General features: G+C 57.7%; 13 protein-coding genes. 7 read left to right on the top strand and 6 right to left on the bottom strand.

Going from position 1 to position 14,085, the window contains the following annotated elements:
* The first annotated feature begins 137 nt into the window (after nt 1-137).
* The 7 genes from rpsL to guaA all read left to right on the top strand — a co-directional run bounded on the left by rpsL (nt 138) and on the right by guaA (nt 7,599).
* The gene (rpsL, locus tag CGS49_RS12900; RefSeq protein WP_097802193.1) at nt 138-566 is read left to right on the top strand and encodes a 30S ribosomal protein S12; all 429 of its coding nucleotides are present in this window, start codon (nt 138-140) and stop codon (nt 564-566) included.
* Nucleotides 567-731: 165 nt separating this feature from the next.
* Nucleotides 732-1,202, top strand: coding sequence for a 30S ribosomal protein S7 (rpsG, locus tag CGS49_RS12895; RefSeq protein WP_005930552.1), 471 nt, complete (start codon nt 732-734; stop codon nt 1,200-1,202).
* A 24-nt stretch (nt 1,203-1,226) separates the two neighbouring features.
* Entirely contained in the window at nt 1,227-3,353 is a 2,127-nt protein-coding gene (gene fusA / locus CGS49_RS12890) for an elongation factor G (protein WP_097802192.1), read from the top strand.
* A gap of 174 nt (nt 3,354-3,527) precedes the next feature.
* Nucleotides 3,528-4,730 (top strand): elongation factor Tu, encoded by a 1,203-nt coding sequence (tuf, locus tag CGS49_RS12885; RefSeq protein WP_097802191.1) that lies wholly within the window; start codon nt 3,528-3,530, stop codon nt 4,728-4,730.
* 218 nt (nt 4,731-4,948) lie between these two features.
* On the top strand, nt 4,949-5,332 hold the full coding sequence (locus CGS49_RS12880; protein ID WP_097802190.1) for an MmcQ/YjbR family DNA-binding protein: 384 nt from the start codon (nt 4,949-4,951) through the stop codon (nt 5,330-5,332).
* A complete protein-coding gene (locus tag CGS49_RS12875; RefSeq protein ID WP_097802189.1) occupies nt 5,322-5,951 on the top strand; it encodes a GyrI-like domain-containing protein in 630 nt (209 codons plus the stop codon). The genes CGS49_RS12880 and CGS49_RS12875 overlap by 11 nt, the downstream gene beginning before the upstream one ends.
* A 100-nt stretch (nt 5,952-6,051) precedes the next feature.
* Nucleotides 6,052-7,599 carry a glutamine-hydrolyzing GMP synthase gene (guaA, locus tag CGS49_RS12870; protein ID WP_097802188.1) on the top strand — a complete coding sequence of 516 codons (1,548 nt, stop codon included), beginning with the start codon at nt 6,052-6,054 and terminating at the stop codon, nt 7,597-7,599.
* Nucleotides 7,600-7,713: 114 nt separating this feature from the next.
* Here the strand turns inward: guaA and CGS49_RS12865 are convergent, their stop codons facing one another.
* From CGS49_RS12865 to CGS49_RS12840, 6 genes are all read right to left on the bottom strand, one after another.
* The gene (locus CGS49_RS12865) at nt 7,714-8,469 is read right to left on the bottom strand and encodes a carboxymuconolactone decarboxylase family protein (protein WP_097802187.1); all 756 of its coding nucleotides are present in this window, start codon (nt 8,467-8,469) and stop codon (nt 7,714-7,716) included.
* A 132-nt stretch (nt 8,470-8,601) separates the two neighbouring features.
* Nucleotides 8,602-9,279 (bottom strand): TenA family protein, encoded by a 678-nt coding sequence (locus CGS49_RS12860; protein WP_097802186.1) that lies wholly within the window; start codon nt 9,277-9,279, stop codon nt 8,602-8,604.
* Nucleotides 9,272-10,072: a bifunctional hydroxymethylpyrimidine kinase/phosphomethylpyrimidine kinase gene (thiD, locus tag CGS49_RS12855; RefSeq protein WP_097802185.1), complete on the bottom strand. Its 801-nt coding sequence runs from the start codon at nt 10,070-10,072 to the stop codon at nt 9,272-9,274. Before thiD ends, CGS49_RS12860 begins: the two co-directional genes overlap by 8 nt.
* A gap of 308 nt (nt 10,073-10,380) precedes the next feature.
* Nucleotides 10,381-12,024 (bottom strand): CTP synthase, encoded by a 1,644-nt coding sequence (gene pyrG / locus CGS49_RS12850; protein ID WP_097802184.1) that lies wholly within the window; start codon nt 12,022-12,024, stop codon nt 10,381-10,383.
* 51 nt (nt 12,025-12,075) lie between these two features.
* Complete coding sequence (locus CGS49_RS12845) at nt 12,076-12,654, bottom strand: ANTAR domain-containing response regulator (protein WP_097802183.1); 579 nt, start codon at nt 12,652-12,654, stop codon at nt 12,076-12,078.
* Nucleotides 12,655-12,693: 39 nt separating this feature from the next.
* Nucleotides 12,694-14,013, bottom strand: a complete 1,320-nt coding sequence (locus tag CGS49_RS12840; RefSeq protein ID WP_097802182.1) for a glutamine synthetase family protein — start codon at nt 14,011-14,013, stop codon at nt 12,694-12,696.
* Between the last annotated feature and the right edge of the window lie 72 nt (nt 14,014-14,085).

Below are 14,085 nucleotides of genomic sequence, written 5' to 3'. Positions count from 1 at the left end.
CAAAAAAATCTTGAGAAAACTGTTGACATTGCAGTCCAAAGCGAGTATTATATAACTGTTGCGCGTCCCTCATGGGGATAGTGCGGCAAAAAAGTCGGAAAAAGTCCGATGTTCATCATTAAGAAAGGAGAAACAAAATGCCTACTTTTAACCAGCTTGTACGCAAGGGCCGTCAGGTTCTGGCTACCAAGAGCACCGCTCCCGCACTGCTGAAGAACTACAATTCTCAGAAGAAACAGTATTCTGATCTGAACAGCCCCCAGAAGCGTGGTGTCTGCACTGCTGTTCGTACCATGACCCCCAAGAAGCCCAACTCTGCTCTGCGTAAGGTTGCTCGTGTCCGCCTCACGAATGGTATCGAGGTCACCTCTTACATTCCCGGTATCGGCCATAACCTGCAGGAGCACTCCGTCGTGCTGATCCGTGGCGGCCGTGTTAAGGACCTGCCCGGTGTGCGTTACCACATCATCCGTGGTACCCTGGATACTCAGGGTGTGGCAGGCCGTAATCAGGCCCGCTCCAAGTACGGCGCAAAGCGTCCTAAGGCCGGTGCTGCAAAGAAGTAATTGAGGAACGAACCGCCATAAACGGCTTTCCATTATATAAATAACAAGTCCGCTTGCAAAAAGCGGAGGGCAACAGTTTATGTAAAGGTCAGCTCTTTGTGACACAACGGGAGTTTTATTACTTTCGAGTACCGATGATATCATTCTGTGAAGGAGGGAAGAAAGATGCCTAGAAGAGGTAACATTGCTAAGCGCGATGTCTTAGCTGATCCTATTTACAATTCCAAGATGGTCACTCGTCTGGTCAACAGCGTGATGCTGGATGGCAAGAAGGGCGTCGCTCAGAAGATCGTTTATGAAGCTTTCTCCATGATTCAGGAGAAGACTGGCAACGATCCTCTGGAGACTTTCGAGAAGGCGATGGAGAACATCATGCCCAGCCTCGAGTGCAAGACCCGCCGCGTCGGCGGTGCTAACTACCAGGTCCCCCTGGAAGTCAGCCCGGCTCGCCGTGAGACCCTGGGCCTGCGCTGGCTGACTGCCTACAGCCGCAGCCGTGGTGAGAAGACCATGGCTCAGCGTCTGGCTGCTGAAATCATGGATGCTGCCAACAACACCGGCAACGCCGTGAAGAAGCGTGAGGATACTCACAAGATGGCAGAAGCTAACAAGGCTTTCGCTCATTTCCGTTATTGATCTGTTCTGTAGGAGGTTAATTTCATGGCTACACCCAGAGAAGTTTCTCTTCAGATGACGAGAAATATCGGCATTATGGCCCACATCGATGCTGGTAAGACTACGACTACCGAGCGTATTCTGTACTACACCGGCATCAACCACAAGATCGGCGAAGTTCATGATGGCGGCGCTACCATGGACTGGATGGTTCAGGAGCAGGAGCGTGGTATCACCATCACTTCCGCTGCTACCACCTGCTACTGGAGCCACTCTGAGACCCAGAAGGATCCGGTCGCATTCAAGAAGAACCGTCACCGCATCAACATCATCGACACCCCGGGCCACGTGGACTTCACTGTTGAGGTCCAGCGTTCCCTGCGCGTTCTGGACGGTTCTGTGACCGTTCTGGCTGCTAAGGGCGGTGTCGAGCCGCAGTCTGAGACCGTCTGGCGTCAGGCTGACGAGTACAAGGTCCCCCGTATGGTGTACGTCAACAAGATGGATACCATGGGTGCTGACTTCTTCCGCTGCATCAAGATGCTGCACGATCGTCTGCATGCCAACGGCGTGGCCATTCAGCTGCCCATCGGTCAGGAGGATACCTTCCGTGGTATCGTTGACCTGGTCGATATGAACGCTGAGGTCTACTACGATGACATGGGCAACGACATGCGCACCGAGCCTATCCCTGAGGATATGGTCGAGCAGGCCGAGGAGTACCGTAACATCCTGGTCGAGGCTGTTGCCGAGAACGACGAGGAACTGATGGAGAAGTACCTCGAGGGTGAGGAGATCACCCGTGAGGAGTTGAAGAAGGCTATCCGCAAGGAGACCATCGCAAACACCCTGGTTCCCGTTGTCTGTGGTTCTTCCTACAAGAACCGCGGCGTGCAGAAGCTGCTGGACGCTATCGTTGACTATATGCCCGCTCCTACCGATGTCCCTGACATCAAGGGCGTGAACCCCGAGACTGAGGAGGAGGAGACCCGTCCGTCTTCTGACGACGCTCCCTTCGCAGCTCTGGCCTTCAAGATCGCTACCGACCCGTTCGTTGGTAAGCTGGCATACTTCCGTGTTTACTCCGGTAAGGTTGAGGCTGGTACTACCGTCTACAACTCCGTGAAGGACAACAAGGAGCGTATGGGCCGCATCCTGCAGATGCACTCCAACCACCGCAAGGATATCGACTGCTGCTATGCAGGTGATATCGCTGCTGTTGTCGGTCTGAAGAACACCACCACTGGTGATACCCTGTGTGATGAGAATCATCCCATCATTCTGGAGTCCATGAAGTTCCCCGAGCCCGTTATCCGCGTTGCTATCGAGCCCAAGACCAAGGCCGGCAACGAGAAGATGGGCATCGCGCTGGCTAAGCTGGCCGAGGAGGACCCGACCTTCAAGACCTACACCGATGAGGAGACCGGCCAGACCATCATTGCTGGTATGGGCGAGCTGCACCTGGAGATCATCGTTGACCGTCTGCTGCGTGAGTTCAAGGTTGAGGCAAACGTGGGTGCACCCCAGGTTGCTTACCGTGAGACCATCCGCAAAGAGGCCAACCAGGAGACCAAGTACGCACGTCAGTCCGGTGGTAAGGGCCAGTACGGTCACGTTAAGATCAAGATCGAGCCCAACGAGCCCGGCAAGGGTTACGAGTTCGTCAACGCCATCGTGGGCGGCGCGATCCCGAAGGAATACATCCCGGCTATCGACAACGGTATCCAGGGTGCTATGAAGTCCGGCGTCCTGGCTGGCTATCCTGTTGTTGATGTCAAGGTCACCCTGTGGGATGGTTCTTATCATGAGGTCGACTCCTCTGAAATGGCCTTCTCCATCGCTGGTTCTATGGCATTCAAGGATGCTATGCGCAAGGCTGATCCCATCATCACTGAGCCTATCATGAAGGTTGCAGTTATCGTCCCCGATGAGTATCTGGGCGATGTTATCGGCGACCTGAATGCACGCCGTGGTCAGATCCAGGGCATGGAGGCTATGGCCGGCACCCAGCGTGTCAACGCATTTGTGCCTCTGGCTCAGATGTTCGGCTATGCTACCGACCTGCGTTCCAAGACCCAGGGCCGTGGCCAGTACGTCATGGAGCCGTCTCACTACGAGCCGGTGCCCAAGAACATTGCTGACCAGATCATTGCTGGCCGCACCAAGGCTTGATCGCCTTAAATTTAAAATGAATTTTGCCGGGGTAGTGTAACTCCGGCAAAATTTCCTGTAAAAGCACTTGATTTTACAGGGCAAATTTAGTAGAATAGCCTTGCAATGCAATGTCTGCATCCGCAGGGTTGTTGTAACCAAATATCAAAACCGAAATTAAGGGAGGATATTCCAATGGCTGAAAAGGCAAAGTTCGACCGTTCTAAGCCGCATGTGAACATCGGCACCATCGGTCACGTTGACCACGGCAAGACCACTCTGACCGCTGCTATCACCAAGTACCTGGCACTGAAGGGTGACGCAGAGTTCATGGACTATGCCAACATCGATAAGGCTCCCGAGGAGCGCGCTCGTGGTATCACGATCAACTCCGCTCACGTTGAGTACCAGACCGAGAAGCGCCACTACGCTCACGTTGACTGCCCGGGCCATGCTGACTACGTTAAGAACATGATCACCGGTGCTGCTCAGATGGACGGCGCTATTCTGGTCGTTGCTGCTACCGATGGTCCCATGCCCCAGACCCGTGAGCACATCCTGCTGGCTCGTCAGGTCGGCGTGCCCTATATCGTTGTGTTCATGAACAAGTGCGATATGGTCGACGACGAAGAGCTGCTGGATCTGGTCGAGATGGAGATCCGTGAGCTGCTGACCGAGTACGACTTCCCGGGCGACGACACCCCGATCATTCGTGGTTCCGCTCTGAAGGCTCTGGAGGCTCCCAACGATCCCGAGGATCCTGCTTACGCTTGCATCAAGGAGCTGATGGATGCTGTTGACTCCTACATCCCCAACCCGGATCGTGAGGAGGACAAGCCCTTCCTGATGCCCATCGAGGATGTCATGACCATTTCTGGCCGTGGTACCGTTGCTACCGGTCGTGTTGAGCGTGGTATCGCCAAGGTTGGCGACGCTATGGAGATCGTCGGCATCAAGCCCGATCGTCTGAGCACCACCATCACCGGTCTGGAGATGTTCCGTAAGTCTCTGGACTTCGCTGAGGCTGGCGATAACATCGGCGCTCTGCTGCGTGGTGTTGATCGTACCCAGATCGAGCGTGGCCAGGTTCTGGCTAAGCCCGGTTCCGTGCACCCCCACAAGATCTTCGAGTCTCAGGTGTACGTTCTGACCAAGGACGAAGGCGGCCGTCACACCCCGTTCTTCTCCAACTATCGTCCTCAGTTCTACTTCCGCACCACCGACGTGACCGGTATCATCACTCTGCCCGAAGGCACCGAGATGTGCATGCCCGGCGATAACGTCATGATGCACGTTGAGCTGCTGACCCCTGTCGCTATGGAAGAAGGCCTGCGTTTCGCTATCCGTGAGGGTGGCCGTACCGTTGGTTCTGGCGTTGTCGGCAAGATCATTGAGTGATTTTGACCCTTCGCGCCTTTCCTAAGGCTAAAGGTTAAATTTACGAGAGTCCTTCCCGTTCCGGAGAGCGGGAAGGACTCTTTTTGTTTTATCATCCTCTGTCCGTATGGGCAGGGGATTTTTTGATGGCATACTAACAACTTATTGTTTACAAAATAATGTTGTTGTGATATACTGGGAATTGGGAGAGCGAATCTTGTTGGATGGAGGAATCGTAGATGAAATATCCTTGGATCGATGAATATTTGCTGGCAAAACCCAGTGTGACAAAGGACTTGCAGGCAGAATGGAACGGGATTCGCTATCAGATCGGTGGTAAACTGTTTGCAGCCATCTGTCTGGATGATGCGACCGGAAAGGCCGTCTACATTACCCTCAAACTCGACCCGGCAGAAGGGGAGTTCCTGCGCCGACAGTATGAGGACATCATTCCGGGCTACTACATGAATAAGGTGCATTGGAACTCGATCAAAGCGGATGGAAGCGTTCCAGACGACCTGCTGCGGGAAATGCTGGAGAAGTCCTATCAGCTGGTGCTGAGCGGTTTCAGCAAAAAGAAGCAGAAAGAACTTCTGGAAGGGGAAAAGAACGATGCCGTTTGATTATAAGAAAGAGTATAAGGCGTTTTACCTCCCGCCGAAAAAGCCGCATCTCATAACAGTGCCGCCCATGAATTTCGTGGCGGTGCGCGGCAAAGGCGACCCGAACGACCCGGCAGGGGAGTATCAGGCGGCCATGGAGGTGCTGTACGGTATTGCGTTCACCATCAAGATGAGCTATAAGGGAAGCCATAAGATCGACGGCTATTTTGAGTATGTGGTGCCGCCGCTGGAAGGTTTGTGGCGGCAGCAGGGCGTGGAAGGCGTGGACTACGCTCATAAGGAAAATTTCGAGTGGGTATCCATGATCCGCCTGCCGGAGTTCGTCACCCGGGAAGAATTCGACTGGGCCGTACAGGAAGCGACGCGCAAAAAGAAAAAGGATTTCTCCAGGGCGGAATTCTTCGCCTACGACGAGGGGCTCTGCGTGCAGTGTTTACATGTGGGTGCTTACGATGACGAGCCGGAGACGCTGGCACAGATGGATGCCTTTGCGGCCGAGCAGGGTTGTGTGCTGGACTTCTCGGAAACACGCCGCCATCATGAAATTTATCTGGGTGACCCGCGTCGAACCGCTCCGGAAAAGCTGAAAACCGTGCTGCGGCATCCGATTCGAAAATAAAAACAGGAAAATTCACAAATGATGTCGCTTTTATTTGTCAGATGTGCTATACTAAATCTATCTATAGAAAACACATTGAGTGAAAAGGGAGGAGAACATCATGCAGCATGAAACTGTCATCGTGCTGGACTTTGGCGGCCAGTACAATCAGCTGATCGCGCGCCGTGTCCGCGAGAATAATGTCTACTGTGAAATCTATTCCTATAAAACCGATCTGTCGGTCATCAAGGCGAAGAACCCCAAGGGCATCATCTTCACCGGCGGCCCCAACAGCGTCTATCTGGAGGATTCCCCCACGATCGACCCCGAGATCTTCAACTGGGGCGTGCCTGTGCTGGGCATCTGCTACGGCAGCCAGCTGATGATGCATCTGCTGGGCGGTCACGTCTGCCGCGCACCGGAGCGCGAGTACGGCAAGACTGAGGTCTTTGTGGACAACAGCAGCAAGATGTTTGCGGATGTTCAGCCTTCTACGATCTGCTGGATGAGCCACAATGACTACATCGAGCAGGCTGCGCCCGGCTTCAAGATCACGGCCCACACGGTCAACTGCCCGGTGGCAGCGGCAGAGAACGCTGAGAAGGGCCTGTATGCGATCCAGTTCCACCCGGAAGTGCTGCACACTGCCGAGGGCAAGAAGATGCTGCACAACTTCGTGTACAACGTCTGCGGCTGCACCGGCGACTGGAAGATGGACTCCTTCGTGGAGAACAACGTCAAGGCTCTGCGCGAGGAGATCGGCGACGGCAAGGTGTTGTGTGCACTGTCCGGCGGCGTGGATTCTTCCGTGCTGGCCGCCATGCTGGCAAAGGCCGTGGGCAAGCAGCTGACCTGCGTGTTCGTGGACCACGGCCTGCTGCGCAAGAACGAGAAGGAAGAAGTCTGCGCGGTGTTCGGCCCCGGCAACCCGAACTTTGATATCAACTTTGTCTGCGTGGATGCCCGTGAGCGCTACTTCAGCAAGCTGGCAGGCGTCACCGAGCCGGAGCGCAAGCGCAAGATCATCGGCGAGGAGTTCATCCGCGTGTTCGAGGAAGAAGCCAAGAAGATCGGCAAGGTCGATTTTTTGGCACAGGGCACCATTTATCCTGACGTGGTCGAGAGCGGTCTGGGCGGCGAGTCCACCGTCATCAAGAGCCACCACAATGTCGGCGGCCTGCCCGACACCGTGGACTTCAAGGAGCTGGTGGAGCCCCTGCGCAACCTGTTCAAGGATGAGGTGCGTCAGGTCGGCCGCGAACTGGGCCTGCCGGAATATCTGGTCAGCCGTCAGCCGTTCCCCGGCCCGGGCCTGGGTATTCGTATCATCGGCGAAGTGACCCCCGAGAAGGTCGCCATCGTGCAGGATGCCGACGCCATCTGGCGTGAGGAGATCGCGAAGGCCGGTCTGGATAAGGAGATCAACCAGTACTACGCAGCCCTGACTAATATGCGCAGCGTGGGCGTTATGGGCGACGAGCGCACCTACGACTATGCTGTGGCTCTGCGCGCTGTCACTACCACCGATTTCATGACCGCTGAGAGCTATAACATGCCCTGGGATGTTCTGGGCACGGTCACCAGCCGCATCGTCAATGAGGTCAAGCACGTCAACCGCGTGTTCTACGATTGCACCGGTAAGCCGCCGGCAACGATTGAGCTCGAGTAACCCCTGAACAACCCCTTACTACAAAACAAACCGCCCCACTGAAAGCGTCTTACTTTCAGCGGGGCGGTTTTCTGCATTTATTTGCCAGCCGACAGGGGAGGGCAGGCGTGCAGCTTACTTCAGCTTGCTGTACTCCTCATCGGTGACGGGCTCGCACCACTCGTTGGAGCACTCGGTGCCGGGCACCTCGACGGCGAGGTGGGAGAACCAGCTGTCTGGGGCGGCACCGTGCCAGTGCTTGACCTCGGCGGGGATGTTGATGCAGTCGCCGGGGTTCAGCTCCACGGTGGGCTTGCCTTCCTCCTGGTAGTAGCCGCGGCCGGCCACGCAGATGAGGATCTGGCCGCCGCCGGTCTTTGCATGATGGATGTGCCAGTTGTTGCGGCAGCCCGGTTCAAAGGTCACGTTGTGGATGCCCACCTGCTGGGTGGAGATGGGGGCCAGATAGCTCTGGCCGATAAAATACTTCGCATAGGCCACGTTGGGCTCGCCGATGGGGAACACCATGGACGCCTGGTGCTTTGCCCGGGCGCTGCCGTCCTCCGGCTCCACCGCCCAGATCTCCTTTGCCATGTTGAACACGGCCCAGCCCTTGGGCCAGCCGACGTAAAACGCAACGTGGGTGATGATGGCGGCGATCTCCTTCTGGGTCACGCCGTGGTTCTTGGCGTTCTGCAGGTGATACTTCAGCGAGGAATCGGTCACGCCGGAAGACATCAGCGCAACCACGGTGAGGATGCTGCGGGTCTTCAGGTCGATGGCATCATCGTTCCAGTTCTCGCCAAAGAGAACGTCGTCGTTGTAGTGAGCAAATGCCGGTGCGAATGCGCCCAGCGCATCGCGGCCAGCGGTCTGTACGATCTTTTCCATAAAAGCTGCCTCCTGTGACGATGGGCCGATCCCGGGCGGGCCGGAACCGGTCGATTTTCAACAGCTTTATTGTAGTACTTGAAGTTTACTTTAAGTCAAGGGCTTTTGGCAATTTTTTGCGGTTTTGATGGTTCAGAGGTCGCTGCGCGGCTGGTTCGCCATGCGCCAGAAGCCCAGCTCAAACTCCGAGCAGGCCTTGAAGATCTCGCGGCAGCGGGCAGCGCGCTCCGGCGAAAGGCCGGCGCAGGCTTTTTCCGCGTAGTCAGCCCAGGCTTGGCAGGCGTCGCCGTAGCCGTCGGAGGCGTAGTCCTTCACCAGCGGACCAAACACCGTATCCAGCACACCGGGCGAGCGCTTCAGAAGCCGCCGGAAGATCCAGAAATAGCTCAGCATGCAGGGCAGCACGGCTGCAATGCACTCGGCTTCGCCCTCACCGTTCTTTGTGGCCTCGATCATGTAATCGGTGTAGGCGCGGTTTGCAGGGCGCTGCGGCAGGCTCTGGATGTCGTCGTCGGTCAGGCCGTAGCGCTTGAGATACTGAAGGCGGGCTACATCCTCGTTCTCGTTCACAAAGGAGAGCAGGGAGTAGTAGTTGCGCATGGCAGCCATGGTCTGCGCCTTGGTCATACCCCAGGCAAACACCCGGGCGTATTCCCGCAGGTACAGGCTGTCATCCACGATGTAGCCCTTGAAACAGTCCTCGTCCAGCGTGCCGGCCTCCAGCCCGCGCAGAAAGTCCGAATCCAGGCACTGCTGCCAGATGGGCAGGCTCTCCTGCACCAGTGCATCCACAAAAGGCGTCTTACTCACGAACGAACTCTCCTTTCAGAGCAAACATGTGGTCCATCGGGCCGGAGCCGTGGCCCAGGTCCAGCATGGCAGACAGGCAGCCGGAAATGTAGGCCTTGGCACGCTCCACCGAGGTGTCCAGATCATAGCCCTTGGCCAGGTTGGACGCAATGGCGCTGGAAAGGGTGCAGCCGGTGCCGTGGGTGTTGGGGTTCGCAATGCGCTTGCCGTGGAACCACTTGCCACAGCCGTCCCGCCACAGCAGGTCGTCGGCGTCGTTGATCTGGTGGCCGCCCTTGCACAGCACAGCGCAGCCGTACTTCTCGCTGATGCGCTTGGCCGCAGCTTCCATCCCGGCGGCGTCGGTGATGGTCATGCCGGAGAGGATCTCTGCCTCCGGGATGTTCGGGGTGAGCACCTCGGCCATGGGCAGCAGCTTTTCGGTCAGAGCCTGCACGGCGTCGTCCCGCAGCAGCTTGGAGCCGGAGGTGGCCACCATCACGGGGTCCACCACGATATGCTTTGCATCGTAAGCCTTGAGCTTTTCGGCAATGACGCCGATCAGCTCCGCCGAGGACACCATGCCGATCTTGACGGCATCGGGGTAGATATCGGTGAAGATGGCGTCGATCTGCTCGCCCAGGAACTTCGGGGTGGTCTCAAAGATATCGGTGACGCCGGTGGTGTTCTGGGCCGTGAGGGCGGTGATGGCGCTCATGGCAAACACGCCGTTGGCGGTCATGGTCTTGATATCGGCCTGGATGCCTGCGCCGCCGCTGGAATCGCTGCCGGCAATGGTCAATGCTGTTTTCATCTGTCACAACTTCCTTTGTATAAAAATAAAAGATGCGGACATGCCCGTAAAGACATGCCCGCACCTTTGGTGTTCAAAGCTGCAGCGGTATTTCCCTACGTTGGCATGATCCAAATCAGGTCACAGGTCTGGGCGACACAGCCCACTCTCAGCCTGCTTTGGCAGACTCCCTTATTTACCGCTCTCAGCATACCACAATCCGGCCGGATTTGCAAGGCTTGGCGGGCAATGCAGGGGGCCGAAAGCCCGGATGAACGCCGGGCAAAAAAAGAATGCCATGCGTTTCGGCATGGCACTCTTTTCACGGATCACATGTGCAGCAGGCTGCGCTGCTCGCTGGCGCGGAACTTCAGAGCTGCGGCGATGAAACCCTTGAACAGGGGGTGCGCGTGGTTCGGGCGGCTCTTGAACTCGGGGTGGAACTGGGCACCCAGATGGAAGTCGCGGCCGGGCAGCTCCACGGTCTCCACCAGACGGCCGTCCGGGCTGGTGCCGGAAATGACCAGTCCGGCGTTTTCCATCTCCTGACGGAAGTCGTTGTTGAACTCGTAACGGTGGCGGTGGCGCTCCCAGATCTCGGCCTCACCGTAGCACTCGGCCATTTTGGTGCCGGGCTTGACGGCGCAGGGATACTTGCCCAGACGCATGGTGCCGCCCTTGGGGATGTTGCCCTGCTGGTCCGGCATCAGGGAGATGACGTTGTGGGCACCGTCCGGCGTGAACTCGCTGGAGTTGGCGTCCTTGTAGCCCAGCACACCGCGGGCAAACTCCATCACCATGATCTGCATGCCCAGGCAGATGCCAAAGTAGGGCACATGGTTCTCGCGGGCGTACTGTGCGGCCTGGATCATGCCCTCAATGCCGCGGTCGCCAAAGCCGCCGGGCACGATGATGCCGTCCACGTCCGCAAAGGCTTCCTTGCAGGCGGCCTGATCGGTCAGGTCCTCGCTTTCCACCCAGCGGATCTCCACCTGGCTGTCGTTCTCAAACCCGGCGTGGTACAGGCTTTCCATCACGGAGAGGTAAGCATCGTGCAGCTTGACGTACTTGCCCACCAGTGCAATGCTGCAGGTCTTGCTGCGGGTGGCAATGCGGCTCACCACCTGCTTCCACTCGGTCAGGTCGGCAGGGGGCACGTCCAGCTTCAGCTTCTTCACAACCACGTCGTCCAGACCGTTGGTGTGCAGCATCAGCGGGCACTGGTAGAGGCTGGGCATGGTCAGGTTCTCAATGACGCACTCCGGCTTTACGTTGCAGAAGGTGCTGATCTTGCGGCGGATCTCGCCGCCCACGCTGCCGTCGGCACGCAGGATGATGATATCCGGGTTCACGCCCATGCCCTGCAGCTCCTTGACCGAGTGCTGGGCAGGCTTGGATTTGTACTCGTCCGAGCCGGAAATGTAAGGCACCAGCACCACATGGATGAAGCAGCAGTTGTCCCGGCCCTGCTCCAGGCCCACCTGACGGATGGCCTCCAGGAAGGGCTGGCTCTCGATATCGCCGGTGGTGCCGCCGATCTCGGTGATGACCACATCGGCTTCGGTGGAGGAAGCCAGATTGTAGATGTAGCTCTTGATCTCGTTGGTGATGTGGGGGATGATCTGCACGGTCTGGCCGAGGTAAGCGCCCTGGCGCTCCTTGTTCAGCACGTTCCAGTACACCTTGCCGGTGGTCAGGTTGGAATATTTGTTCAGGTTTTCGTCGATGAAGCGCTCATAGTGGCCCAGGTCCAGGTCGGTCTCGGTGCCGTCGTCGGTGACGAACACCTCACCGTGCTGCAGGGGGCTCATGGTGCCGGGGTCCACGTTCACATAGGGGTCCAGCTTCTGGCTGGCCACCTTCAGGCCGCGGCACTTCAGCAGGCGGCCCAGCGAAGCAGCCGTGATGCCCTTGCCAAGGCCCGACACGACGCCGCCGGTGACGAAAATAAATTTGGTCTGTTTTTCTGCCATAAAATGTCCTCCTCTATTTTTTCCTTTTTGAGGTTCTTTCCCAATCCAATATTATACACCCATGTCCTCATAATTTTCAAGGATTTCCTGGGCAATTTCGGTGCGGTCACGGCGGGTGTCCATGGCCTGCTTTTCAATATAACGGTGCGCTTCGGCCTCGGTCATCTGTTCGTGCTCCACAAGGCAGCATTTTGCCCGGCTCACCAGCCGCACCTGCGCGATCTTTTCCTGCAGGCGGGCATTCTCCTGCCGGGCGCGCTGCAACCGGTGGTTGCTGGCTTCCGCCATGTGCATCACCTGCATGAAGAACGCCGTGTTGAAGGGCTTTGACAGCAGCAGCACGCCCTGATCGCTCAGGGGGCCCATCAGCTGGTCGGCCTGTGCTGCTTTGACCAGAAACACCACACCGGCATCCGTTTTCTCTACGGCATTGATGCACACTTCGTGCCCGAATTCATCGGGCAGGGGAGAGTTGACCACGATCAGCTCAAAGTCCGATTCGGTCATGCGCCGCCGGGCTTCGGCTCCGCTTGGAATGATCACCGGGCGGCTGTAGCCCATCTCGGTCAGCCGCGCGGAGATGTACTCGTTGGAGCTTGCACCGGCGCTTACGATCAGTGCACGTCCCATTTCCTTCGCTCCTTTCTCCTATACGCTTTTGGATAGGGGTCAGATGGCGTTGAAATAATGGACGCGCTCATACTCGGCGGGGTCGGCAGCGTTTTTCAGAGCTTCGCAGCGCTTGAGTTCCTCGGTGAAGTAGCGGGCGGCCAGCTCATCCGGCAGCACCCGGTGCAAAAATTCGCTTTCCTGTGCGGCCTGCACGGCCTCCTCCAGGCTGGCAGGCAGGGTCTCAAGGCCCAGGCCTTCCGCCTCGGCGGGGTGGAACAGGTTGCGGTTCACAGGTGCCTGCAGCACCATGCGGTTCTCGATGCCGTCCAGCCCGGCGGCCAGCACCAGGCCGATGGCCAGATACGGGTTGCAGGCGGGGTCCGGGCTGCGCAGCTCCATGCGGCAGTTGTCGCCCTTCACCTGCGGGATGCGCACCAGCTGGCTGCGGTTCTGGCGGCTCCAGCTCACATAGCGGGGTGCTTCGTCGCAACCAAAGCGCTGGTAGCTGTTGGGCAGAGGATTGGTGAACACGGTCAGCTCCCGGCTGTGGGCCAGCACACCGGCCATGAAGCTGCCTGCGATGCTGTCCGGGGCAATATCGCCTTCGAACAGGTTGCGGCCGTCCATGTAGAGCGACAGATTGATGTGCAGGCCGCTGCCCGCCTGGTCCGGCAGGGGCTTGGGCAGAAAGCTGGCGTGCAGGCCGCTGCGCATGGCAATGGCGCGCACGATCTGCTTGAACATCATCACATTGTCGGCGGTCTTGAGGGGACCTGCATGGTGGCAGTCGATCTCGTTCTGGCCGTTGCCGCTCTCGTGGTGGCTGTGCTGGGGGCTCATGCCCATCTGCTCCATGGTCAGGCAGATGTCGCGGCGGATGTTTTCACCTGCGTCCAGCGGGGCCACGTCAAAGTAGCCGCCGAAGTCGATGGGGATGCGGGTGGGGCGGCCTCGGTCGTCGTTCTCGAACAGATAGAACTCGCACTCGGCACCCACGTTGCAGGTGAGGCCCAGCTTTTTGAACTTGCGGTTCATGCTGCGCAGAAAGCCGCGGCAGTTGCCGCCGAAGGCCGCGCCGTCCGGCTTTTCCACATCGCAGAAGAACTGCATCACCCGGCCCTCGGTGGGCCGCCAGGGCAGGATGGTCACGGTGGACAGGTCCGGCCGCAGCACAAGGTCGCTTTCTTCCACATGCATGAAACCGGCGATGGAGCTGCCGTCGAAGCAGACACCGTCTTCCAGGGCCTTGGGCAGGTCGCTGGCCAGCACGGCAATGTTCTTCTGGGTGCCAAAGATATCGCAGAAGGCGAAACGGACGAATTTGACGTTGTTGTCCTCCACGAAATCCAGGATGTCCTGTTGGGTCGAATAACTCATAAGAATTTCCCTTTCAAATAAAAACGCCTAAAGGCCTGCCCTCAGAATGGGAGCAGGTCTTTAGGCTGGTGT

The organism is Faecalibacterium langellae, assembly GCF_002549775.1.
Classification (GTDB): Bacteria; Bacillota; Clostridia; order Oscillospirales; family Ruminococcaceae; genus Faecalibacterium; species Faecalibacterium langellae.
This window is presented reverse-complemented; position numbering and strand designations above follow the sequence as displayed.